The organism is Bacillus sp. DU-106, assembly GCF_004799705.1.
GTDB classification, from domain to species: Bacteria; Bacillota; Bacilli; order Bacillales; family Bacillaceae_G; genus Bacillus_A; species Bacillus_A cereus.
This window is the reverse complement of sequence record NZ_CP026607.1, coordinates 1,339,283-1,363,905: the sequence shown is the minus strand read 5'-3', so window position 1 is coordinate 1,363,905 and position 24,623 is coordinate 1,339,283. Positions and strand designations below refer to the sequence as shown.

Sequence of the window (24,623 nt, the reverse complement as noted above, 5' to 3'; positions counted from 1 at the left end):
AAACGCGCGGAACAATGTTCACACGCGTTTCTTATTAGGAAAAATATATATTGAAAAAATAAACGAGTTGTTATCTCCTCAAAATAAGAAACCGCATCAACATCTCCAAATAGCTCTCCATAAAATAAATCTTATGACAGTACTACATTTATTCAATGCAGTCCCAATATATGAATAAGATGGTTATTCTTATATTTCGGCAATAGTCCCTTTCAACCTATGATCACAGATTCCATTAAATCTCCCATAGCTTACTCTTTCCTATCGCGGCCTCTACCTTTGAGAGTAGATGAGGTAAGTCTATTTAATTTTCAAACATCTAATTGTTGCTATTAACAATACCAAAGGACCATTTTATTTGTCAAACAATTTTTTATATTGTTTTTTTACAGTTTAGTTTCGTATCATTTGGTAAGCGCTTTACTGAAATCTTTGTCACTTCCCATTCGCCTTCTTCGTTATTAAATGTAATCGTTACCTTCTCAAATGGTGGAGCAATTTTCCCAGCAACACGTTCATACTTTGTCACTTCAATACTTGCTTGAAATAAATATGTACCGCTATACACTTTTTTTAAACTAATAATTTTAGGACATTGATAAGGTTTCAAACTTCCATATTGTTTTTCAATTGCTTTATTTATTTTTGGAAATAAAACAGAATAAAGTGCATCTTCCATAAGAGGTGCATCATATTGGGCTACCGACACACTCGGTGAAGTAAAAAGTATAACACTACTGCATGCTATAAAATATAATAATTTTCGCATTATAACCTCCGTATTATCACGCGATTCTTTCTGCGTACGATAATTATCATACATAGAAATTCTGTTTTATTGTCTCCCACCACTCTTTTTCTACTCGATTATTATAAAAAAGCCCACAACCTTCTTTTATTTTCGTATAATGATACTCATAGTATAATAATCATAATAACAAAGGACTGTTCGTATATATAAAATGAGTGGTTAAGCAAACTGACTCACAAGAACTGTCATGCTTTTTAGGAGAGGAGTATATTATGCTACAACATCTGTTTCCAAAACTGCGATTTGCACTCGTTGCAGTCGTTTTACTATGGATTAAAACATATATTGTGTACAAGCTAGCATTTGATATTAAAATTGATAATTTCTTTGAAGAATTCATGCTTTTTATCAATCCACTAGCTGCGTTACTTTTATTTTTCGGCTTAGCTTTACTTGCATCTAAGCACCGAAACCGAATTATAATTGGAATCAGTTTTATACTGTCATTTATTTTATTTGGAAACGCAATGTTTTATGGGTTCTATAACGATTTCGTTACTTTCCCGGTTTTATTCCAAACAAACAATATGGCTGATTTAGGGACAAGTATAAAAGAACTCTTTACGTACAAAACATTACTTTTATTTGCAGATGCAATTATTTTAATGTTTATTTCACGTAAATTCCCATCATTTGGCGACAAAACACCACTTTCCCGCTCAGAGAAGCGAACTTTCTTTAGCGGTGTAACAGCTTTATTAGCACTACAAATTGTTGTATCAGTTATTTATAAACCACAAATGTTCTCGCGCTCATTTGACCGTCAAACTGTCGTGAAGAATTTAGGTTTATACACATACCATCTATTTGATATTACGCTTCAATCCAAGTCTTCAGCTGAGCGTGTATTTGCAAGTGGGGATGGGTTTTCTGAAATTAAAAACTATACAGACTCAAAAGACAAACAAGTTGATAAAAACTTATTTGGAGCTGCAAAAGGTAAAAATGTAATTTTAATTTCAATGGAATCTACACAAAACTTTGTTATTAATAAAAAAATAAATGGAAAAGAAATTACACCATTTTTAAATGAATTTATTAAGGATAGTTTCTATTTCGATAACTTCTATCATCAAACTGGACAAGGCAAAACTTCTGATGCTGAATTTATCGTTGAAAACTCACTTTATCCGCTAGATCGTGGTTCTGTATTCTTTACTCATGCAACAAATGAATACACAGCGACACCAGAACAATTAAAGAAATACGGATATTCTTCTGCCGTTTTCCATTCAAACGATAAAACGTTTTGGAATCGGGATGTAATGTATCCTGCGCTTGGATATGATCGTTATTTTAATTTAAATGATTACGCAGGAACGGAGCAAATGTCTGTCGGTTGGGGATTAAAAGATAAAGAGTTCTTTGAACAATCTATTCCAAAGTTAAAATCTTTACCGCAACCGTTCTATACAAAATTTATTACATTAACAAATCATTTTCCGTTTCTTCTAAATCCGGAAGATCAATATGTTGATGAATTCAACTCGGAAAGTGGTGTTGTAAACCGCTACTTCCCAACTGTTCGTTACACAGATGAAGCTCTTAAATTATTTATTCAACAATTAAAAGAAGAAGGATTATATGATAATTCCGTTATTGTCATTTATGGTGATCATTACGGTATTTCCGAAAACCATAACGCAGCTATGGCACAGTTCCTAGGAAAAGATACTATTACACCATTCGATTCTATGCAATTACAACGAGTCCCTCTTATTATTCATGTGCCTGGCCAAGAAGGAAAAGTTGTTTCTAAAGTATCCGGTCAAATTGATATTAAGCCAACGCTCCTTCATTTACTTGGTATTAAAACAAATAAATCCGTTGAATTTGGAACTGACTTATTTATTAAAGAGAAAGACCCGCTTATGGTAATGCGTGATGGTAGCTTTGTTTCTGAAGAGTATGTTTATACAAAAAATATGTGCTACAAAAGAAGTACGGGTGAAGAAGCTGACATGACGTTATGTCAGCCGTATATTGAAAAAGCAAAAACAGAATTAAAACTCTCCGATAAATTAATTTATGGAGATTTATTACGCTTCGATCCTAATAACCGATATAAAACCGGAACGATGACAACGAAATTTGAATAGTAAAGGAAGCAACTTTATACAAGTTGCTTCCTCTTTTTATTTTCACTTAATTTTCGAACCATCCTTCTATGAAATCTTTCACAAATTGGTAATTTCTTTCGTATGAGGAATAAATTTATGGTATGATAAAATAAGTAAACTTTCATACACTAATTAAGAATTTATTACAGAAAGCAAGGGATCAGATTTTGTATAGAGCAGCTATTCCAAACTTATTTACGCTCGGAAATTTATATAGCGGATTTTTATCAATCGGCTATGCATCTTTAGGATATTATAAATCAGCTGCTATTTTAGTACTTATCGGGATGATGTTAGATAGTCTTGATGGTCGTGTTGCTCGTTTATTACGTGTTGATTCACAAATGGGAAAAGAGCTCGACTCGCTTGCAGATGTCGTAACATTTGGTGCAGCACCAGCTGTTTTAATGTATTACACATCTTTCTCAAACTACGGAATCATCGGATTATACATAGCGGGATTATTCCCTCTTTTCGGAGCATATCGTTTAGCACGATTTAATGTAACACCATCTTCTACTTCAATGAAATATTTCACTGGAGTACCGATTACAGCAGCGGGAGGGCTTGTTGCTTTCTTAACATTATTTTCACATACCATTCCAAAAATCGTTCTTATTACCGTATTTGTAACGTTCGCATTTTTAATGGTGAGCCGCATTCGTATCCCGAGTTTAAAAGATGTACCAATTCCACGATATAGCATCATTATTACACTATTTTTAGTTGGAATCATTATTACAATGTATCAAACAGGATTTGGAAATTTTTCTGTTTTCTTATTCATTGCCATTCCACTATATATTTTGTACATGTTATCTCAATTCATTAGACAAAGACCGTCTAAAAAAGCCAATAAAGAAAAATAAGAAAACCTTCCGAGTCCGGAAGGTTTCTTTTTATTTTGTAACTAATACCTTTTGATTTACAGGTGTTACTGGCTCTTCGCCGTTTAATACAGCTAAAATATTTCTGACAGCCATTTCAGCCATCGCATCACGAGTTTCAAATGTTGCATTCCCTACGTGTGGAGCAAGTACTACATTCTTTAATTCTTTTAGCTCTTCTGTAATTTTCGGTTCAAATTCAAACACGTCAAGAGCTGCTCCTTCAATTTCATTCGTTTTTAATGCATGAGCAAGTGCTGCTTCATTCATAATTGGTCCACGTGAAGCATTTACAATATACGCTGTTTTCTTCATCATTTTAAACTGCTCTTCATCAATCATATGATGTAATTTCGGATTATAAGCACAGTTAATTGTAATAAAGTCTGCTGTTTGTAATAATTCTTCCAACGTCACATACGTTGCTCCCAGTTCACTTTCAGCTTCAAGCTTACGATTTGGCCCTGTATATAAAACATCCATTCCAAATGCTTTCGCACGTTTTGCAACAGCCTTCCCGATTTCTCCAAGACCTATAATTCCGATTGTCTTACCATGGACTTCTCGTCCTAAGAAAAATAACGGTGCCCATCCGTTAAATCCAGTCGTACGACATAACGTATCCCCTTCAGGAATTCTACGCGCCGCTGCTAAAAGAAGTGCAAATGTTAATTCTGCAGTCGCTTCCGTTGATACTTTCGGTGTATTCGTAACTGCAATTCCTTTTTCGCCCGCATACGTGTAATCAATATTGTCGTAACCAGCACCATAGTTTGCAACAATCTTTAAATGAGGCGCTGCATCAATAACTTCTTTTGGCACCTTTGTCGAAAGTAAACTTAACAATGCATCTTTATCTTTTACACGCTCTGTTAATTCATCTATAGAAATTAACTCCTCTTTATTGTACATTTCTACATTATGATCTTTTAATAGTTCTAATCCAATTTCCGGAATTTTTCCCGCTACTAATATTTTTGCCACTACTAACACCTCTTCTATAGAAAATAAGACATCTCTTATATTTCATTGTAAGAAATCCACATATAAAAACCAAGGAATTTGATTATAGTTTTGAAAATCGACACTTTTCCATGAAAAAAGAGGAGATGCAACTCTCCCCTCTTCTTACGCTTTTTCCTGCGATTCTTTTCCAAGCTTCACATCAATAGTTCCTTCTGCAACCGTATCGCTAATTTGCTCCTCAATAACCGATTGAGATGCAGCATTCGTTTCAGAAGTATAAGCTTGTTGCTGTGCACCTTGTACATTTTGTTTGTTTTGTTGTTTCGCCATTTCTTACCCTCCTTTTCATTCTTTCTTATTTTGAACAAAAAGGACAGTTTTCATCAAAAAATTGCGTTTCATTTTGAATTTGTTACTTCTTCTTCAAGCGACCTCATTACTCTTGCTCGCTTCGTAAATGTTGCAACCTGAGTAACACCGTGAGCTCGTAATGTTTGTATATTTTCTTGTACATAATTCCCTAAATCATTTGGGTAATGGGCATCCGAAGAAATCGTAATTGGAACACCATACTTAGCTAATACTTGTAAATATAGTGGACTTGGGCACATTTCACGAACAGGATAACGATAGTATAATCCTGCATTTATTTCTGTTGCCGTATTCGTTTCTACTAATGCACAGGCAATTTCCTCATAATAAGAAAGCTGTTCATTCTCATCCAATCGATAATTAAATACCTTTATATTATCAAGATGAGCGATAATATCAAATAACTCGGTACGAATCGCACTCTCAACTGTTTTAAAAAACATATCATATAATGCGCGTAGGTCATGCACCTCAAAATATTCTTTCGTATCTGGATTATCAAATCCCCAGCCATTTAGAAAATGAACGGAACCAATTACATAATCAAAGTCTCCTAGCGCTAATAATTCTTTTAACTCTCCTTCACAACCAATAAAATAATCCGCTTCAATTCCAAGTTTAAGTGTGACACCTCTTTTCCCCCATCGTTCTTTCGCCTCTTCAATTGCCTTTGTAAAATCATACAGTGAAACTACCCTTACTTGATCTAACCATTCTTTCTGTATACGACCGAGCTTAGAATCACTAATATCTACATATTTTTCATAATATCCTTTTGCTTCATGAAAACGATATAGATGATCAACAATTCCCACTTCTTTTATTCCTTTTCGCACAGCTTCTTCTAAATATAGATCTATCCATTCTGTTGTAAATGGCCCTTCCTTCACACGCTTTTGCAAACGCTCTTGTGTTTTCATAAGCCAATCAATAGAATGTCTTTCTTGAAGCGGTTCATAACATTCCAACGCTTCATTTATTTTAGCAAGCCATCCTATTGAATACGGTCCTTCTTCTAAGTGAAGATGATAATCTACTTTCATATACATTCCCCCTTATAATGTATCTATTTCCCTTCTATCCCCAACTCTCGAAAGCTTTCCATTTCGTTCTTTCACCTCTCGCATCACATCTTCCAATGCAATATTTTTTTCAGCTAATAAAACGAAACAGTGATAAAATACATCAACCATTTCTTTCACTACTTCTTCTTTATCATTATTTTTACATGCGATAATTACTTCAGCACACTCTTCACCAATCTTCTTTAAAATTTTATCTTCTCCTTTTGAAAATAAATAATTTGTATACGATTCAGGAAGTGGGCTTCCCTTTCGTTCTTCAATTGTTTTATACAGCAACTTAAAGGCATTTTCCATATGTATCCCCCTATATAATTTGATAGTAAAAACATGTCTTCTCTCCCGTATGACAAGCAGGTCCTACTTGTTTCACATTCACAACAATTGAATCTTGATCACAATCTAAATATAAAGATTGCACATATTGAACATTCCCTGATGTTTCCCCCTTATTCCATAACGACTGCCTCGAACGAGAATAAAACCATGTTCTTTTCGTCTCTAACGTTTTTTTATATGCTTCTTCATTCATATAAGCTAGCATTAAAACGTCTTTCGTACCTTCTTCGATGACAATTGCCGGTATTAATCCTTTTGAAAAATTAGGTTTCATAACCGCACCTCAATATTTGCATCTCTTAATTTTCGCTTTACACTCTGCACTGTCGCCTCACCATAATGAAAGATGGATGCCGCTAACGCTGCATCAACCGTTGTCTTTTGAAAAACTTCTATAATATGATCCGTATGACCACAGCCTCCTGATGCGATGACTGGAATAGAAACACTTTTTGAAATTTCTTCTATTAAACGAAGGTCATATCCGCTTTTCGTTCCATCTGCATCCATACTCGTTAACAAAATTTCACCTGCCCCAAGTTTAACAACACGCTTCGCCCATTCTATGGCATCCATTCCTGTGTCAACTCTTCCACCGTTGACATATACGTTCCATTTATCTTCTGCTACTTTTCTAGCATCAATTGCCACGACAATACATTGTGATCCAAAGTGTTCTGCCCCTTCTTCTATTAACTTCGGGTTTCGCACTGCCGCTGAGTTTAGTGAAACTTTGTCTGCCCCAACTCTTAGTAAATTGTACATATCTTTCACACTTGATATCCCCCCGCCAACCGTAAGAGGAATAAATACTTTTGCTGCTGTTTTTTCTACAACATCTATAATCGTTTTTCTTCCTTCATGAGTCGCCGTAATATCTAAAAATACGATTTCATCTGCCCCTGCCTCGTTATATGCTTCAGCTATTTCAACCGGATCACCGACATCTTGTAATCCTATAAAATTTACACCCTTTACGACTCGCCCTTCTTTCACATCTAGACATGGAATAATTCGTTTCGCTAACATAACTTCGTTACCTGTAATACTTCTTCTAAATCAATCGTTTTCTCGTAAAGCGCCTTTCCAATTATGACACCATATATATTCATATCATTTAACTTTTTCACATCTTGAATAGATGCCACTCCTCCAGAGGCGATGAGACGAATGCCCACACTTTTTTGAAGTATCGCTAATTGTTCAAAATTTGGACCTGCAAGCGTCCCGTCTTTCGAAATGTCTGTAAACACAATCGTTTGAACACCTAAACTTTCCATTTGTTTCGCTAAACTAACGTAAGAAATTTCAGATAGATCAAGCCAACCTCTCGTTGCTACGAAACCATTTTTCGCATCAATTCCAACAATGATTTTCTCTTTATATAGACGAACTGCTTCCTCTAAAAATGACTTATCATAAAGAGCTGCTGTTCCTAAAATCACTTTTTCTACACCTGCTGACAATAACTTCTCCACCGTTACAAGTGAACGAATTCCTCCTCCCACTTGCACAGGAATACGTACCGCCTTGCAGATTTTTTCAATGACGGGCAAATTTAAAGACTCGCCAGCAATTGCACCGTCTAAATCAACAATGTGTAGTATTTCCGCTCCAAGCTTTTCAAATATGATCGCCTGCGCTACTGGATCTTCATTCATCACCGTTTCTTTACTAAACTCTCCTTGATAAAGTCTAACGCATCGTCCTTCTTTTAAATCGATAGCTGGGAAGATTTCCATGCTTCTACCACCCCTTGAAAATTTTTTAATATTTGCATGCCAATTTCGCCACTTTTTTCTGGATGAAACTGTGCACCAAATACATTTCCTTTCGCGACAAACCCTGGTACTTGCATTCCATAATCACTTACTCCGCATACAATTTCATCTGGACAATCCGCGTAATATGAGTGAACATAATACACGAAAGAACCATCCACTAATCCATTCCAAAGCGGAAATTCTCTTTCCTTCCTTAATTCATTCCATCCCATATGAGGAATTTTATACGAAACTTTTAACTTACGAATTTCCCCTGGTAGTAAACCTAACCCGCTACAATCTTTTAGTTCCTCACTTCGTTCAAATAAAAGCTGCATGCCCAAACATATACCGAGGAGTGGTTTTCCTATATCACAAACCTCTTTTAGTACACACACTAAATCTCTTTCTTCTAATACGTCCATCGCTTTCGGAAATGCACCTACTCCCGGTAAAATCACGCCATCGCTTCTCAATATCTCTTTTTTATCACTCGTTACAATGTACTCTGCGCCAATATATTTTAATGCTTGCTCTACACTGCGAATATTCCCCATTCCATAATCTATAATGGCAATCAATTACAACATTCCTTTCGTTGAATTTACACCAGTAATGTTAGCATTTTTTTCGACCGCTTCTCTAAGCGCTCTACCAAAAGCTTTAAATAATGCTTCAATTTTGTGATGTGTATTACTTCCGTATAGAACGCGCGCATGTAATGTAATATTGGCAGCATGTGCAACTGCTCTAAAAAATTCTTCCGTCAATTCTGTATCAAAATCCCCGAGCTTCGGATTTGTTAATTCCCCTTGAAATACACAATATGAGCGTCCACTTATATCAATTGCCACAAATCCTAAAGATTCATCCATCGGTACATACGCAGAACCGTAACGATTAATTCCCTCTTTGTTTTGCAATGCTTCTTTCAAGCAATTTCCGAGTACAATTCCAACATCTTCAACGGTGTGATGTGCATCGACAAATACATCACCTTCTGCTTCAACCTGCAATCCAAATCTTCCATGTCTAGCAAATAAAGTAAGCATATGATCGAAAAAACCAACCCCTGTTTGAATAGATACATTTGTACTTTCATCAAGCTGCAAATTTAATTTAATTTTTGTTTCTGTCGTCTCACGTGCTTGACTGGACTGACGCATTATTTTTCCTCCTCAAACCTTATTTGGATTGCTCTCGCATGTGCATGTAACCCTTCTTTATTTGCAAGCTCTACAATATGATGCTGTACATTTTTTAATGCTTCCTCCGTATAAGAAATAAAACTTGATTTTTTCACGAAATCATCGACTGATAACGGAGAAAAGAATCTTGCCGTTCCGCTCGTTGGTAATACATGATTCGGTCCCGCTAAATAATCCCCGAGCGGTTCAGGTGAATATGGCCCAAGGAAAATAGAGCCTGCATGTTTCACATAATCTAGAGCATTCATTGGTTCTTTTATATGTAACTCTAAATGTTCTGGAGCAATTTCATTTGATAACTTTAGCGCCTCCTCTAAAGAAGGAACGATAAAGATGGCTCCATTTCTATTTATTGATTCACGTGCAATTTCACTTCTTGGTAACGTTTCTAACTGTCTTTCTACCTCTTTTTCTACTTCTTTAGCTAGTTCCATATTCGTTGTAATACAAATCGCCGTTGCTCTCTCATCATGCTCTGCTTGCGATAATAAATCCGCTGCGATATATTTTGCATTACCTGTTTCATCCGCGACAACTACAATTTCTGATGGACCAGCAATCATATCGATATTTACTATTCCGTATACTTCTCGTTTCGCTAGAGCGACGTACAAATTTCCCGGTCCAACTATTTTATCCACTTTCGGAATCGATTCCGTCCCGTATGCTAAAGCAGCAATTGCTTGTGCGCCACCTATCGTATAAATTTCATCTACTCCCGCAAGATCTGCAGCAGCTAATATATGTGGATCAATTCCTCCTTTCCTCGGCGGTGTTACCATTACAATCTTTTTCACACCTGCGAGTTTCGCCGGCAATACATTCATTAATACTGAAGAAGGATATGAGGCTGTCCCACCCGGTACATATACACCTACATTTTCTAACGGCCGAATGAGTTGCCCTCTAATTATCCCTTTACTTTCACAATCGAATATTGAGTGCTTCTTTTGCTTTTCGTGATACGAAACAACGTTTTTCTTCGCCTCTTTTAAAGCTTCTAAAAATGAATTCTCTACAAACATACTCGCTTGCTGTATTTCTTCTTCACTTACACGAAAATTTTTCATCTCTACACCATCAAACTTTTTTGTATAGAAAGATAAAGCCTCATCTTTCCCTTCCCTTACATGTCTAATGATTTCTCTTACACTTCTTTGAACAGTTTCTTCTATTATATTGGCGTTTTCTCTTAGCACTTTTATTTTAGATAATGCCTCCTTAAATTCTTCATAAATGATTTCCATTTTAAATCCTCCTATTTCCCTGATAAGATTTCTTGCTCCATCATATTTATAATGCTGAATATTTCGTCTTTTTTAGTTTTTAAGGCTGCCTTATTTACAATCATCCGAGCCGATATAAAGTACATTTCCTCAAATACAATGAGTCCATTCTCTTGTAATGTTTTTCCTGTTTCAACAATATCTACAATCGCATCTGCCAATCCAAGAAGAGGAGCGATTTCTACAGAACCTTCTATCTTAATAATTTCTACATCCTCTCCCTTATCATGAAAATAAGTAGAAGTAATATGGGGGTATTTCGTAGCGATTCTTTTCTTCCGGTAACTCTTCGGATTATACGTAGGAATAGAAGCAACACAAAACTTACAAATCCCCACTCCTAAATCCAGCATTTCATAAATATCTTTCTCGTTTTCCATTAAAATATCTTTTCCAACGATGCCAATATCAGCTACCCCATGTTCTACATAAGTAGCAACATCAACCGCTTTTACTAAAATAAATGAAACATTTGTATTTTCACTTTGAAATACAAGCTTCCGACCTTTATTTTTGAGCTCGGAACAATCAATTCCAATCTGCTCAAAAAGTGGAATGACATGTTTTTCTAATCTTCCTTTCGTTAACGCAATTTGAATGTTACGCATGAAGCCTCTCCTTCTTTCTGGACTACCCATTTCTCATTCCATACATATTCCACTAAGTATTCATTCTTTGCCTCAACGACCGTTCCTATTTTATTTTTTCTTGCAAATTGAAAGGTATCGCTTAAATTAGAGAATAGAGATAGCCAAGCATTTTTCCCATCCTTTCGAAGTAAATTTCGTAACCTTTCTGCTTCCGCTAATCTATTTAACTCATAATGAATCACAATATCAATTTGATTTCGTTCATATGGTTCTTGCTGCTCTTGCAGCGCCTTCACAATTTGATTTACTTGTACCGCGAGTCCAACAGCTGGCAGCATTTCTCCAAAATTCCCAATTAGCTCATCGTATCTTCCGCCACTAACGATTTCTTCTCCAATTTCATATATATATCCTTTGAAAATAACACCTGTATAGTAATCTAAGTGTTGAATCATGCCCAAATCAATTGATATGTAAGAACCATATCCTAACGTTTCAATTGTTTCATACATTTCTTTTACTCTTGCAATTGCCATTTTCATTTCATTACTTGAAGCAAGCTTTTCTGCTTCCTCAATAACTTCTAAATTTCCAAATAGCCTTGGCAATTTCTCAAGTAATCTTACTGTCTCATCGCATCGATCTAATTTCTTTTCTCCGATAAAATTTGAGAGGGCTGCATAATTTTTACTTTCTATATACGTTCTAAGTACCCTTTCTTCTTCATCCTGGATGGAGAGTTTTTTTACAATACATTTATATAACTGTACTTGCCCAATCTCAATTGTAAAAGATTGCACCTTCAACTTTTGAAGTGCTTGAATGACACTTATTACACATTCAATTTCAGCTCTTACATTATCAATCCCGATAACTTCAATACCACTTTGTACGATTTCATTATATTTTCCAGAATGGGATTCATTCGCTCGAAATACATTCCCGCTATACGTCACTTTAAGTGGCGTATCCCATCTCTGTGTTCCAATAACTCTCGCTAAAGGAATTGTCATATCTGGACGTAAAACGATAATCCTTCCCTTTTCATCAAAAAATTTATACATCTTCTCTTCATCTATCGGTCTATTTTGAAATGCAAAAACATCATAAAATTCAATTGTAGGTGTTCTTATTTCCTCATAACCTCTCTCTAAAAAAGTAAGCCTTAATTTTTGTTCTACTTCTTCAATTAACGTACATTCTTCGAATAAATAATCTCTCGTTCCATTCGGGTTTGCTCGTTTCCATTTTGTCATCTAAATTTTCACACCTTTCCCCTTCTAATGTATGCCTATTTCATTCCCCTAAGCCGAAAATAAAAAGAGCCTTGTAGACAAAATACCTACAAGGCTCTTCAGTAGAGTGTAGGTACAACGGGAATAACCCTTGTACCTACACGTTTTCACGCTAGGTTCAAGGGCTTCATGTATGATGATGTAGTTGTGTAAGCATTGTAATAGATTTTATTGTATTCATAATACTTACTCCCTTTCTCCTCTGATTTTCACATAGTATATAACAGTTAATTTTGAATGTAAATACATTTTTAATATTCCGTCATTTTTTAATGTAAAGCCACTTTTCTTTCATACTCTTTTATTTCTTGTTCATATTGCATTGTAATACTAATTTCATCTAAACCATTTAATAACTTCTCTTTCCACATTTTCTCGATCGTAAAATGGAATCTATGCGTATTCGTTGTCATTATTTCATTTTCTAAATCAACTGTAATTTGTTCCCTCGCATCTGTTTTAGCAAGTTGTTCACGCATATCTTTATCCATTACAATCGGTAACATGCCATTCTTCATACAATTCATATAAAAGATATCGGCAAATCCTCCAGCGATAATAACGCGGAAACCATAATCAGCAAGTGCCCATGGAGCATGTTCTCTTGACGAGCCACATCCAAAATTATCACCTGTGATTAATATGCTGGCTCCTTTTCTTTCTTGTGCATTAAGCGGGAAATTAGGGTTTTCTTGGCGATTATTATCATATCGCCACTCATCAAATAAAAACTTCCCAAACCCAGTTCTTTCAATTCTCTTTAAATATTGCTTCGGAATAATTTGATCTGTATCAATGTTATCATTCATCAATACTGCGGCAGTACCTTTATGAATACGAAATGGCTCCATCATAACTCTCCTTTCTAATATCAACAAAATGACCATATAACGCAGCCGCTGCCGCCATTGCCGGGCTAACTAAATGCGTTCGTGCTCCCTTTCCTTGTCTTCCTTCAAAATTGCGATTGGACGTAGAGGCACAATGTTCTCCTTCAGGCACTTGATCTGGATTCATACCTAGACACATTGAGCATCCGGGCTCTCTCCATTCAAATCCAGCTTCTTCAAATATGCGATGTAATCCTTTATGCATCGCTGCTTCTCTTACCCTTTGAGATCCAGGTACAACAAGTGCTCGCACACCTTCTTTTACTTTTTTACCTTTCACGACAGATGCAGCAATTTCTAAGTCAGAAAGCCTGGAATTTGTACAAGATCCAATGAAAACATGTTGAACTGGAATGTCATACGTACTTTGTCCGGGACTCAATCCCATATAAGAAAACGCTCTTTCATCATTTGCATCATGCTTTTCTGGCAATTTCTCATCGATCCGAACACCCATACTAGGATTTGTTCCCCACGTAACGTACGGCGCTAAATCCGTAACATCTACTAGAATATGTAAATCATAAACTGCATCTAAATCTGTATAAAGTTCTGACCATTTTTCCTTAATAGATTCATAGTCTTTCGGTGCATATTTACGCCCTTTTACGTAAGCAAACGTTTTTTCATCTGGTGCAATAATGCCAGCCTTTGCTCCCCCTTCAATTGCCATATTGCAAAGCGTCATCCTCTCTTCCATATCCATAGCATGAATGGCCTCTCCGTAAAATTCCATTACGTAACCTGTTCCAACTGCTACTCCGTACTTTGAAAGAAGGTGTAAAATAATATCTTTCGCATAGACACCTTGCGGTAACTTTCCTTTTAACTCAATGCCCATCGCTTTCGGCTTTCGTTGCCATAACGTTTGCGTTGCCAATACATGTTCCACTTCACTCGTACCAATACCAAACGCTAGTGCGCCAAAAGCACCGTGTGTTGCTGTATGACTATCACCACAAACAATCGTTTTTCCTGGCTGTGTGAGTCCAAGTTCTGGTCCTATTACATGAACGATCCCTTGCTCTTCATCTCCGATATCCGCTAATGGCACCTGAAATTGTTTACAGTTTTGCCGAAGTGTATCTAGTTGCTGCTTCGCAATGCGGTCGGTAATATTCCAAACATCTTTCGTTGGAATATTATGATCCATCGTTGCAAATGTTAAATCTGGTCTGCGGACTGTTCGATTTGTAAGCCGCAAGCCTTCAAAGGCTTGCGGTGACGTTACTTCATGAACAAGATGTAGATCGATATATAATAAATCCAATCCATTTTCATTAGTCGCAACTACATGTCTTTCCCAAAGCTTATCTAGTAACCTTTTTCCCATTATCTTCCTCTCCCTACTAACGCTTGCTCTTCCATTTCTTGAATAACTGCCTTTGTAAATGAAGTTGTCGTTTCAGTCCCCCCGATATCTGCTGTACATTTCCCTGATTTAAGGACTGCAGAAACTGCTTCTTCAATTGCATCTCCTTCTCTCGTTAATCCGAACGATTGCCCAAGCATCATTGCAACAGAACGCATCATCGCAATTGGATTCGCCTTATTTTTCCCCGCAATATCCGGTGCTGATCCGTGAATAGGCTCATATAATGAAGGTCCCTTTTCAGCGTGACTTGCTGATGGAAGCATTCCTAATGATCCAGCTAATACTGAAGCCTCATCACTTAAAATATCACCAAATAAATTTTCCGTTACAATAACGTCAAATCTTCCTGGATTCCGAATTAATTCCATAGCTGCTGCATCTACTAAAATGTGTTCTACTTCCACATTTGGGTAGCGAAGTGCTACTTCTTCTGTCACAGTTCTCCATAATTTACTAGACTCTAAAACATTCGCTTTATCAATAGATGTTACTTTTTTCTTCCGCTTATTTGCTAATTGAAAAGCATACGAAACGATACGTTCAATTTCATGGCGATGATACGTAAGTGTATCTGTCGCCACTTCTTCCGTTCGCTCTTTCGGATAAGAAAAATAAATTCCGCCTGTTAATTCACGAACGACAACGAAATCAATTTCATCAGCGTTTTTTAATGGTGATAAATGTGCAGTTGCACTTTCTACCGTTACAGGGCGAACATTCGCAAATACACCGAGTCCTTTTCTTAATGCTAATAATCCTTTCTCAGGCCTTTCTTTCGCACTATCCCACCTTGGTCCACCTACTGCTCCAAGTAAAACCGCATCACTCGCTAAACAGGCGGCAAGTGTTCGCTGTGGTAATGGTTGCCCAGTTAAATCGATAGCAATACCACCAAAGTACTCATCTTGCAGATGAAAATGATGTCCATATAGCCTTTCTACCATATGCAATACTTCCTTCGCACTCTCCATTACTTCTGAACCGACACCATCACCAGCTAAACAAACGATATGTTTTTCCATTTTTAACACTCCTTTTAACTGAATTTTCAGAACTTTAATTTGATAGGTGAGGAAAGCTTCTCTCACCTATCAATTATTTATTTCACAAGCGCTATAAGAGATTTTAATTTCCCTGCTGCATGGACATAAGCCCTCGCCGACGCTTCCAATACGTCTTGCGCAACTCCGAAACCTGATATTTGGTGACTACCTTCTTTTAATTCAACATGAACGTGAGCAAGTGCATCTTGACCTTGTGTAATAGATTGTATGCGATAATCTGCCAATTCACATTCTAATCCTAAAATTCTTTGAATCGCATTGTATATCGCTTCAATACTACCAGAACCAGTGGCTGCATCTTCATATACATTTCCTTCCTCATCCTTCAGCACAACTGTTGCGCATTGTGTACTATTTGATACGAAATGCACTTGTAATTGCGTAATGTTATATTGCTGGGCTGCAAATGCTGCTTCACCAAGCATAATTGCGCGTAAATCTTCCTCAGTAATTTCCTTTTTACGATCCGCCAATTTTTTAAATGCTTCGAATGCCGCATCTCGCTCTTCATTTGTAAATTCATAACCAAGCTCTTTCATTTTTTCCGTAAACGCATGACGGCCAGAATGTTTCCCAAGTACAAAGAGATTTTGAGATTCTCCTATAAGCGCTGGTTCGATAATTTCATAAGTTGTTACTTCTTTTAAAACCCCATCTTGGTGGATGCCTGATTCATGAGCAAATGCATTCGCTCCAACGATTGCTTTATTTTTCGGTACAACCATACCCGTTAACCTACTTACTAATGTACTCGTCGCCTTAATTTCTTTTAAAGTCATCGAAGGTTCTGCTTTATAAAAATCTTTTCTAATATGAAGAGCTACTGCAACTTCTTCTAACGCTGCATTCCCTGCTCTTTCTCCAATGCCATTAATCGTTCCTTCTACTTGCACTGCTCCCCCTTCAACCGCAGCTAACGAATTTGCTACTGCCATACCAAGATCATCGTGACAATGACAAGAAAAAATCGCTTTTTCATATGATGGAACGGATTCTTGTAAGTATTTAAAAAGAGAATAATACTCTTCCGGATTTGTATATCCAACTGTATCCGGAATATTAATTACATTCGCTCCTGCTCGAATCGCAATTTCTACTGCTTCAGCTAAAAATGCTCTCGATGTTCTTGTCGCATCTTCTGCAGAAAATTGTACTGTCGGAAATAATGATTTTCCGAGCGTAACCGAGCGATGAATACTATTTAACACATCTTCTTTTGACATACAAAGTTTATATTTCATATGAATATCACTCGTAGCTAGAAATACGTGTAGACGAGGAGATACAGCGCCTCTCACAGCTTCATATGCCCTTCGAATGTCACTTTCTTTCGCTCTAGCTAAACTCATAACCGTAGCGTTTTGAATTGTATTCGCGATGCGTTTTACCGATTGGAAGTCACCTTCGGAAGCTGCCGCGAATCCAGCTTCCATTACATGAATACCAAGCCTCTCTAATTGCCTAGCAATTTGTAACTTCTCTTGTTCATTTAAATTTACTCCTGGTGATTGTTCGCCATCACGAAGCGTTGTATCCATGAACAAAATCTGCTTCATATTATTTAATCCCTACCTTTACTCGCGGCTGTACGAAAGGCATCATTTCACGTAATTTACGTCCTACTACTTCGATTTCATGTTCATTCTCTTTCTCATTTGTCGCGTGGAAATTTGGTCTTCCTGCTTTATGCTCTGCAATCCAGCCTCTTGCAAATGTACCATCTTGAATTTCTGCTAATACTGCCCCCATCGCTTTCTTCGTATCTTCAGTAACAACGCGTGGTCCTGATACGAAGTCTCCCCACTGCGCTGTATCTGAAACTGAATATCTCATATTTTCAAGTCCACCTTCATACATAAGGTCAACGATTAGCTTCAGTTCATGTAAACATTCAAAATATGCAAGTTCAGGCTGGTATCCCGCATCAACTAACGTTTCAAATCCTGCTTTTACAAGTGCAGTCACTCCGCCGCAGAGTACAGCTTGCTCTCCAAATAAATCTGTTTCTGTTTCTTCTTTAAACGTCGTTTCTAATACACCAGCTCTCGTTGCTCCAATTCCGTCAGCATAAGAAAGTGCTTTTTCAGTCGCAACTCCTGTTGCATCTTGATATACTGCAAATAATGCAGGAACAGCCCCTCCCTCGGCGAACGTACGGCGTACGAGATGCCCCGGTCCTTTTGGCGCTACTAGAAATACATCTACATTCGCTGGTGGTTTTACTTGATCAAAGTGAACATTAAATCCATGTGCGAACACGAGAGAGTTTCCAGCCTGTAAATTTGGTGCAATTTCAGCTTCATATACTTTTGGTTGTAATTCATCAGGTAATAGAATCATTACTACATCAGCTTTTTCCGCTGCTTCTGCTACTGTATATACAGAAAACCCATCTTCATTCGCTTTATCCCAAGACTTACCTTTTCTTAAACCTACTACTACATCAAATCCGTTATCACGTAAATTTTGCGCATGCGCATGACCTTGCGAGCCATATCCGATGATTGCTACTTTCTTTTCCTTTAATACATTTACTGTTACATCTTTCTCATAATAAACTTTTGCCATTTTCATTTCCCCCTATATTTAAATGATTATTGAATTAACATAACTTGCTTATCTTGTTTTTTCATACTACGTGTAAATGCTGTTACACCTGTTCTAGCAATTTCTTTTAAACCGTATGGACGAAGTAATTCAATTAACGCTTCTACTTTATCTTGCGTACCTGTTACTTGCACAACTATGGAATCCTTCCCAACATCTATTACAGCGGCTCGAAATGGTTCAATTAAACTATATAATTCTGCCCTCGCTACAGAAGTTGCTACTTTAATAAGAGCAAGCTCTCTAGCAATCATTGCTTCTTCTGTAATATCTGATACTTTCAGAACATCGATTTGCTTATGAAGTTGTTTAATTAACTGCTCAACTTGCTGTTCACTTTCAACGTGTACAACAATCGTCATTCGCGATATATCTGATGATTCTGTATGACCTACTGAAATACTTTCAATATTAAAATGTCTTCGTGTCATAACCCCTGTAATTCGGTTTAACACACCACTTTGATTTCGAACTGTCGCTGTAACAATTCTCTTCACCCTTTTTCCACTCCCTCCATTTGGTGAACACCTTTTCCTGGTGCAACCATCGGCATAACCTTCTCTGATTGAAGTACACGACAATCGATTACGACTGGCTCTTGTAATTCGATCGCATGCTGGATTTGCTTCTTTGCAAGAAGTGGATCGTCAATACGAACACCTTTTATACCATACGCATTCGCAAGAGCGACGAAATCTGGTTGGCATGGCAATAAAGAATGTGAATATCTTTGATTGTAAAATTCATCTTGCCATTGTCTTACCATTCCTAAAGCTTCATTATTTAAAATAAATACTTTAACGGGTAAAGCGTGTTCTTTTAATACACTTAATTCTTGCAGAGTCATTTGAAACCCAGCATCACCAACAATTGCAATAACTAGTTCATCTCTCTTTGCAATTTGCGCACCGATTGCTGCTGGAAATCCGAACCCCATCGTTCCTAATCCGCCAGAAGTTACCCATTTATCTGGATTTTTCAACGGATAGTATTGTGCTGCCCACATTTGATGTTGCCCAACGTCTGTTGTTACAATCGCTTCTCCTTTCGTGATTTCATATAGCATATCAATCGCGTATTGAGGTTTAATACTTTCAGAATTTCGTTTATAAGAGAATGGATACTTTTCTTTTCTACTCTTTAATAAAGAGAGCCATTCATGATGATTTTCTTTCTTTCCTTCTGATTGAAGCAATACTTCTAACGCCCGCTTAGCACTTGCAACAATAGGAATCTCTGTTGGCACATTTTTCCCAATTTCTGCTGGATCAATATCGATATGTGCAACAGTCGCCCCTTTAGCAAAAAAATCTAAATTCCCAGTAAGACGATCGTCAAATCTCGCACCTATATTAATGAGTAAGTCGCATTCATATAACGCCATATTGGCTGTGTAAGAACCGTGCATTCCCCCCATCCCTAGAAATAGCCCATCATCTGGCGGAAAACCACCAAGTCCAAGTAACGTATGCACAACAGGGATTTCATATTTACGGGCAAAACTTGTCAATTCTTTCGAAGCTTTCGCATGCAGTATACCTGCTCCAGCTAAAATTAACGGTTTTTTTGCGGTTTCAATTGCTTGTAGTAATTTGTTTATTTGAAGTAGATTCGGTTCATAATTAGGGTTATATCCTGGTAAATCCATTTGTACATTGCTACATCGCTCACCTTTCTCGACTACCATATCTTTCGGAAGGTCAATAACGACTGGTCCTGGTCTTCCTGTTTTAGCAATATGAAATGCTTCTTTAATAATTCGAGGTAAATCTGAGGCCTTTCGCACTTGATAGTTATGTTTTGTCACTGGCATCGTAAGTCCCATAATATCCGCCTCTTGAAAAGCATCGCTCCCAATTAACGTTGTTGCTACTTGGCCTGTAAATACAACAAGTGGCAATGAATCAATCATCGCATCCGCTAGACCCGTAATTACATTTGTAGCACCTGGGCCACTCGTTGCAATTACAACCCCTGGGTTCCCTGTAATTCTGGCATACCCTTCAGCAGCGTGAATTGCCCCTTGCTCATGCCTTGTTAAAATATGCGGAATTTCACAATCATACAGTGCATCATAGAGAGGTAAAACGGCACCACCCGGATAACCGAAAATCACTTTTACGCCTTCCTTTTCTAGCGCTTCTAACAATAGCTGTGCACCAGTTTCCAGTTTCTCTTCCGTTTTTGAAGACATTGTTCTTATAAGCCCCCTTTTTCAACCTTTTATACAATAAAAAAATCCTACGTCCACACTCCAGCTATGTGCTGAAGGGACGAAAGATTTCGCGGTACCACCCTTCTTTGCAAGAATACTCTTGCCTCAGTGATCCATAAATGGATCTAGCTAATAACGGAGCTACCGTCTAAGCCTAGACAAATGCTTTAGCTTAGCACTCAAGGGCGATGTTCGTCGACGTGAACCATCGGTTTTCAGCAACCACCGACTCTCTGTGAGGCTTCACAATCAACTACTCCTCCCTATCAACGCTTTCTTATGTTAAAAAAGTTGTTATCCAACTTTATTTTCTTCGTAAATTTTCTCTCCATCTTCTACAACTAACTTACGAAACTCTTCTAATAAACGGTTCGTATGTGGACCTGTTTGCCCTAAGCCAATCGTTCTACCATCTACTGTCGTAACAGCAATAACTTCAGCAGCTGTTCCTGTTAAAAACACTTCATCAGCTACATATACATCATGTCTTGTAAATAACTCTTCTCTTACGTCATATCCAAGTTTTTCGCCGATTTCTAAAATGGCGTTTCGTGTAATACCTTCTAACGCTCCAGCAGAACTTGGTGGTGTAATTAATTTATTTCCTTTAACAATAAACACGTTATCTCCTGATCCTTCAGCTACATATCCTTGATCATTTAACATAAGTGCTTCTTGTACTCCAGCTAATTTCGCTTCAATACGAACTAAAATATTGTTTAAGTAATTTAAAGATTTTACTTGAGGGGATAAAACATCGGGACGATTTCGGCGCGTTGCAACTGTTACAACTGGAATCCCTTTCTCATAATATTCTTGTGGGAATAAAGATAATTGTTCTGCAATTACTACTACATTCGGCTTCTTACATGAATCGGGATCCAATCCAAGATTTCCTGCTCCTCTTGATACAACCAGGCGAATGTATCCATTAGATAATTTATTTTGTCGAATCGTCTCAACAACAATATTTGTTACTTCATCTAATGAATATGGAATTTCTAAAAGGATTGATTTTGCTGATTCATACAACCGGACAAGGTGCTCTCTCAAACGGAAAACATTACCGCTATAAACTCTAATTCCTTCAAACACTCCATCGCCATATAAATAGCCATGATCATATACTGAAACTTTTGCCTCATCTTTTGGAACAAATTCTCCATTTAAGAAAATCCATTGCTCATTCACTAGAAGCGCCTCCTATGTTCTATGAATTTTTTATTGTTTCCTAGTTTACTCTCCTTTCTAAATAAATCAAGTGAATTTTTAGAAAATTTATAATTTTTAATCGTACGTACTTCTTTACTTATATTGATTTAACAACATTGTTAACGTTTACAAAAAGTCAAAAAATTTTTTTCGCCAATTTCCACTAAAAAAATATTTGTTTAAAAGAAGGATTTTCATCAATTGATGCGAATCTATTGTATTCAATAAACGGACGTCCGATTTTATAAATCCGGGAATATATAACGACTTTTGCTGAAAAAGGGGGAAAATAACAAAAATAGCGCTGTCTAAAAATAACATTCATATTTTTCATTTCGTAATCATAATCCTATTTTTAAAAAACAATTTGTCAAAATGAAGGAGGAAATAAATATGGCGTGTGTACAAATTAAAGGAACGAGACAAGAGGTAGTAGAAATGCTGCAATTATTTGATCTAATGGATACGAAAGGTTTTTGTAAATTCGATAATTACGTAGAGGTAGAACCAAATACGCAAGAACATAATCATTTTATTGCTTCAATCGACATCCATTCAAATACTTCTTCTGCCCAAGATACATTAAACGATCAATTCGTTAGTCAAATGCTTACTGGCGTATATAACGACTAAACAAAGATTTACTTCCTACCGTCTTTTCATAAATGCAGTGAACTTGAGCATACTAGCAATTAGATGGTAGGAGGTGAGAATTATGGCTAGAATTGGCGTTGAAAACTCATTAACAGACGTTCAACAAGCTCTTCAGCAACAAGGTCATGAAGTTGTTACACTTAACTCAGAACAGGATGCACAAGGGTGTGATTGTTGCGTTGTAACTGGGCAAGATTCTAATGTGATGGGCATTGCAGATACATCAATTAAAGGATCAGTCATTACAGCTCACGGTTTAACAACGGATGAAATTTGTCAACAAGTTGAAAGTCGCACTTGAAAAATGAAAGAGGACTCCTTTTAAAAGGAGTCCTCTTTTTTATATTCACCTAACGGGAAAGTAACATATACTGGATGAAAGCCCTACCTCTCTCTCATCATTACGGTTCCACTGACCGCTCCTTGATTCACTAGTATACATATATAGCTTACAAATACAATTTATAGGGTTTGTTCACAAAAGTTGTTGATAAAATTACCCGATCTTTCGCAAACTTTTCGTATTGCATTCATAAGAGATATTTACTTTACACTAGCTGTAACCGAGACACGAATTAAAATTCTAACACCAATACAATAACTTGTCAATATTTTTTCACAAATTAAAAACAGACATTAACGGTTTGTCTGTTTTAGAATGGAGCTTTTTCTTTTATTACATATACAACAAAGCCGCTTACTAACATAAATAAGCCAACTACTAAGTTTTTGATATTAATCATAAATTCCTCTCCCTTATTCCACACATCATATATATTTACATTTCAATTATTCCGATCATCCTAAAGCGCACTTTTTCTAATATATCATAATTCCTAAAAAATGCAAGTTCACTTTTGACGACCATTCACAAATTTATCTACAGTGCTTGGTACAGTATTTAAAGCCTTTTCAATTAAATGTGTACTGCTGTTGAGATGTAATACTTGCACTCCATTAGAACCAACTACTAAAAAAGCTACTGGACTAATGGAAACCCCAGCCCCGCTTCCTCCTCCAAATGGATGCCCTTGTTTGTTCTCTTTATGCTGATTTTGCCCACCGTTATGTTTTTCAGTAATGAAATCCCCTTTAAAATCACTTCCACCAGCTCCAAAACCAAAAGCCACTTGAGATACTGTTAATACTACATTTCCGTCAGCTGTTGAAACCGGGCTCCCAACAATTGTATTTACATCTACCATTTCTTTTAAATTTGTCATTGCCGTTTTCATTAAATTTTCAATTGGATGTTCCATTATGTATTGCACCCTTTCCTCATTATTCCTTTTTATATTTTCCAAAATAGAGGAAGTCATACTAACTTTTCCTATTTCAAGAAAACATTTTCCTCCTTTTAAAAGATACTACTCCCTGTACATGCTCCGGTATAGTGAAAATTTAATCAGTGGGATGTGTACGTAGCTCGACTCTCACAAATAGCGGGATAAAAAAGAAAAAGAGATACATACTACTATTGAACCTTGTTATGAAAGGAGTCATGACTTTGACTGAGAAATTTGATGATTATAAAAGAAAAGATAGAATAGATAGTGATTATAGTGACTATAAAGAAGAGTACGCCGCTGAGGTTGCACCACAACGCATTGATTATGATTACAATGATAAAGACGATAAAGATGTTGTAAAATCGTCCGCTGCTGGATCAACTGCTGGTTTTATTGCTCTTGCGCTATCTATCTTATCGCTATTTACATTTCCAACACTATTTGGTCTTGTTTCTGTTTTACTCGGTATTTACGCTTATAATCGCGGAGCTACTGTAACTGGCGGTATCGCTGCAGTTGTCGGTGGAATTGCTGCACTTATCGCAATTTTATTCCGAGTAGCACTTATTGGTCTATTGTTCTCCCTGTTCTAAAAAAG

At 36.8% G+C, this 24,623-nt stretch carries 28 protein-coding genes, 1 riboswitch and 1 other annotated feature; of the genes, 5 read left to right on the top strand and 23 right to left on the bottom strand.

Annotated features, from left to right (window positions below; all coding sequences use genetic code 11):
• Positions 1-102: 102 nt before the first annotated feature.
• Positions 103-284, bottom strand: a riboswitch (Lysine riboswitch).
• An 89-nt stretch (positions 285-373) separates the two neighbouring features.
• Positions 374-769 carry a DUF3888 domain-containing protein gene (locus C3Y97_RS07070; RefSeq protein WP_001228823.1) on the bottom strand — a complete coding sequence of 132 codons (396 nt, stop codon included), beginning with the start codon at positions 767-769 and terminating at the stop codon, positions 374-376.
• Between the two features lie 254 nt (positions 770-1,023).
• Here C3Y97_RS07070 and C3Y97_RS07065 point away from each other — a divergent pair, with 254 nt between their 5' ends.
• A complete protein-coding gene (locus C3Y97_RS07065; protein WP_000939078.1) occupies positions 1,024-2,910 on the top strand; it encodes an LTA synthase family protein in 1,887 nt (628 codons plus the stop codon).
• Between the two features lie 188 nt (positions 2,911-3,098).
• The gene (pssA, locus tag C3Y97_RS07060) at positions 3,099-3,800 is read left to right on the top strand and encodes a CDP-diacylglycerol--serine O-phosphatidyltransferase (RefSeq protein WP_000285417.1); all 702 of its coding nucleotides are present in this window, start codon (positions 3,099-3,101) and stop codon (positions 3,798-3,800) included.
• Positions 3,801-3,830: 30 nt separating this feature from the next.
• Here the strand turns inward: pssA and C3Y97_RS07055 are convergent, their stop codons facing one another.
• The 20 genes from C3Y97_RS07055 to ilvE all read right to left on the bottom strand — a co-directional run bounded on the left by C3Y97_RS07055 (position 3,831) and on the right by ilvE (position 22,061).
• A complete protein-coding gene (locus C3Y97_RS07055) occupies positions 3,831-4,802 on the bottom strand; it encodes an NAD(P)-dependent oxidoreductase (protein WP_001062858.1) in 972 nt (323 codons plus the stop codon).
• A 144-nt stretch (positions 4,803-4,946) separates the two neighbouring features.
• Positions 4,947-5,114 carry a YozQ family protein gene (locus tag C3Y97_RS07050; protein ID WP_001118878.1) on the bottom strand — a complete coding sequence of 56 codons (168 nt, stop codon included), beginning with the start codon at positions 5,112-5,114 and terminating at the stop codon, positions 4,947-4,949.
• Between the two features lie 68 nt (positions 5,115-5,182).
• Positions 5,183-6,199: a histidinol phosphate phosphatase domain-containing protein gene (locus tag C3Y97_RS07045; RefSeq protein WP_000861836.1), complete on the bottom strand. Its 1,017-nt coding sequence runs from the start codon at positions 6,197-6,199 to the stop codon at positions 5,183-5,185.
• A gap of 12 nt (positions 6,200-6,211) precedes the next feature.
• Positions 6,212-6,535: a phosphoribosyl-ATP diphosphatase gene (hisE, locus tag C3Y97_RS07040; RefSeq protein ID WP_000426358.1), complete on the bottom strand. Its 324-nt coding sequence runs from the start codon at positions 6,533-6,535 to the stop codon at positions 6,212-6,214.
• 10 nt (positions 6,536-6,545) lie between these two features.
• Entirely contained in the window at positions 6,546-6,851 is a 306-nt protein-coding gene (gene hisI / locus C3Y97_RS07035; RefSeq protein WP_000803957.1) for a phosphoribosyl-AMP cyclohydrolase, read from the bottom strand.
• A complete protein-coding gene (gene hisF / locus C3Y97_RS07030; RefSeq protein ID WP_098212758.1) occupies positions 6,848-7,606 on the bottom strand; it encodes an imidazole glycerol phosphate synthase subunit HisF in 759 nt (252 codons plus the stop codon). Before hisF ends, hisI begins: the two co-directional genes overlap by 4 nt.
• Positions 7,600-8,319: a 1-(5-phosphoribosyl)-5-[(5-phosphoribosylamino)methylideneamino]imidazole-4-carboxamide isomerase gene (gene hisA / locus C3Y97_RS07025; RefSeq protein WP_000402298.1), complete on the bottom strand. Its 720-nt coding sequence runs from the start codon at positions 8,317-8,319 to the stop codon at positions 7,600-7,602. The genes hisF and hisA overlap by 7 nt, the downstream gene beginning before the upstream one ends.
• A complete protein-coding gene (gene hisH, locus C3Y97_RS07020; protein ID WP_000560360.1) occupies positions 8,292-8,921 on the bottom strand; it encodes an imidazole glycerol phosphate synthase subunit HisH in 630 nt (209 codons plus the stop codon). The genes hisA and hisH overlap by 28 nt, the downstream gene beginning before the upstream one ends.
• Positions 8,922-9,506: an imidazoleglycerol-phosphate dehydratase HisB gene (gene hisB / locus C3Y97_RS07015; RefSeq protein ID WP_001249949.1), complete on the bottom strand. Its 585-nt coding sequence runs from the start codon at positions 9,504-9,506 to the stop codon at positions 8,922-8,924.
• Positions 9,506-10,795 carry a histidinol dehydrogenase gene (hisD, locus tag C3Y97_RS07010; protein WP_000402933.1) on the bottom strand — a complete coding sequence of 430 codons (1,290 nt, stop codon included), beginning with the start codon at positions 10,793-10,795 and terminating at the stop codon, positions 9,506-9,508. Before hisD ends, hisB begins: the two co-directional genes overlap by 1 nt.
• A gap of 11 nt (positions 10,796-10,806) precedes the next feature.
• A complete protein-coding gene (gene hisG, locus C3Y97_RS07005; protein ID WP_001244469.1) occupies positions 10,807-11,442 on the bottom strand; it encodes an ATP phosphoribosyltransferase in 636 nt (211 codons plus the stop codon).
• The gene (locus tag C3Y97_RS07000; protein ID WP_000170298.1) at positions 11,418-12,680 is read right to left on the bottom strand and encodes an ATP phosphoribosyltransferase regulatory subunit; all 1,263 of its coding nucleotides are present in this window, start codon (positions 12,678-12,680) and stop codon (positions 11,418-11,420) included. The genes hisG and C3Y97_RS07000 overlap by 25 nt, the downstream gene beginning before the upstream one ends.
• A gap of 308 nt (positions 12,681-12,988) precedes the next feature.
• Positions 12,989-13,570 carry a 3-isopropylmalate dehydratase small subunit gene (leuD, locus tag C3Y97_RS06995; RefSeq protein WP_000433189.1) on the bottom strand — a complete coding sequence of 194 codons (582 nt, stop codon included), beginning with the start codon at positions 13,568-13,570 and terminating at the stop codon, positions 12,989-12,991.
• Entirely contained in the window at positions 13,548-14,942 is a 1,395-nt protein-coding gene (leuC, locus tag C3Y97_RS06990; RefSeq protein WP_000518109.1) for a 3-isopropylmalate dehydratase large subunit, read from the bottom strand. The genes leuD and leuC overlap by 23 nt, the downstream gene beginning before the upstream one ends.
• Positions 14,942-16,006 carry a 3-isopropylmalate dehydrogenase gene (gene leuB / locus C3Y97_RS06985; protein ID WP_136363224.1) on the bottom strand — a complete coding sequence of 355 codons (1,065 nt, stop codon included), beginning with the start codon at positions 16,004-16,006 and terminating at the stop codon, positions 14,942-14,944. Before leuB ends, leuC begins: the two co-directional genes overlap by 1 nt.
• 77 nt (positions 16,007-16,083) lie before the next feature.
• Positions 16,084-17,604 (bottom strand): 2-isopropylmalate synthase, encoded by a 1,521-nt coding sequence (leuA, locus tag C3Y97_RS06980; protein WP_000809600.1) that lies wholly within the window; start codon positions 17,602-17,604, stop codon positions 16,084-16,086.
• 1 nt (position 17,605) lies between these two features.
• Entirely contained in the window at positions 17,606-18,616 is a 1,011-nt protein-coding gene (gene ilvC / locus C3Y97_RS06975) for a ketol-acid reductoisomerase (protein WP_136363222.1), read from the bottom strand.
• 26 nt (positions 18,617-18,642) lie between these two features.
• Positions 18,643-19,152 carry an acetolactate synthase small subunit gene (gene ilvN / locus C3Y97_RS06970; protein WP_000822952.1) on the bottom strand — a complete coding sequence of 170 codons (510 nt, stop codon included), beginning with the start codon at positions 19,150-19,152 and terminating at the stop codon, positions 18,643-18,645.
• Entirely contained in the window at positions 19,149-20,849 is a 1,701-nt protein-coding gene (gene ilvB, locus C3Y97_RS06965; protein WP_136363220.1) for an acetolactate synthase large subunit, read from the bottom strand. The genes ilvN and ilvB overlap by 4 nt, the downstream gene beginning before the upstream one ends.
• A 72-nt stretch (positions 20,850-20,921) precedes the next feature.
• Positions 20,922-21,149: a binding site (T-box leader), on the bottom strand.
• A gap of 15 nt (positions 21,150-21,164) precedes the next feature.
• Positions 21,165-22,061, bottom strand: a complete 897-nt coding sequence (gene ilvE / locus C3Y97_RS06960; protein ID WP_001005486.1) for a branched-chain-amino-acid transaminase — start codon at positions 22,059-22,061, stop codon at positions 21,165-21,167.
• 414 nt (positions 22,062-22,475) lie between these two features.
• On the opposite strand from ilvE, the gene C3Y97_RS06955 reads away from it, so the two are divergent.
• Entirely contained in the window at positions 22,476-22,715 is a 240-nt protein-coding gene (locus C3Y97_RS06955) for a DUF3911 family protein (protein WP_000752514.1), read from the top strand.
• An 82-nt stretch (positions 22,716-22,797) separates the two neighbouring features.
• On the top strand, positions 22,798-23,037 hold the full coding sequence (locus tag C3Y97_RS06950; protein ID WP_000101022.1) for a YkuS family protein: 240 nt from the start codon (positions 22,798-22,800) through the stop codon (positions 23,035-23,037).
• A 352-nt stretch (positions 23,038-23,389) separates the two neighbouring features.
• Here C3Y97_RS06950 and C3Y97_RS06945 read toward each other — a convergent pair whose 3' ends face one another.
• Positions 23,390-23,479, bottom strand: coding sequence for a hypothetical protein (locus tag C3Y97_RS06945; protein ID WP_000608227.1), 90 nt, complete (start codon positions 23,477-23,479; stop codon positions 23,390-23,392).
• Between the two features lie 108 nt (positions 23,480-23,587).
• Positions 23,588-24,055: a GerW family sporulation protein gene (gene ytfJ, locus C3Y97_RS06940; RefSeq protein WP_000204234.1), complete on the bottom strand. Its 468-nt coding sequence runs from the start codon at positions 24,053-24,055 to the stop codon at positions 23,588-23,590.
• 188 nt (positions 24,056-24,243) lie between these two features.
• On the opposite strand from ytfJ, the gene C3Y97_RS06935 reads away from it, so the two are divergent.
• Complete coding sequence (locus C3Y97_RS06935) at positions 24,244-24,618, top strand: hypothetical protein (protein WP_000136542.1); 375 nt, start codon at positions 24,244-24,246, stop codon at positions 24,616-24,618.
• The last annotated feature ends 5 nt before the right edge of the window (positions 24,619-24,623 follow it).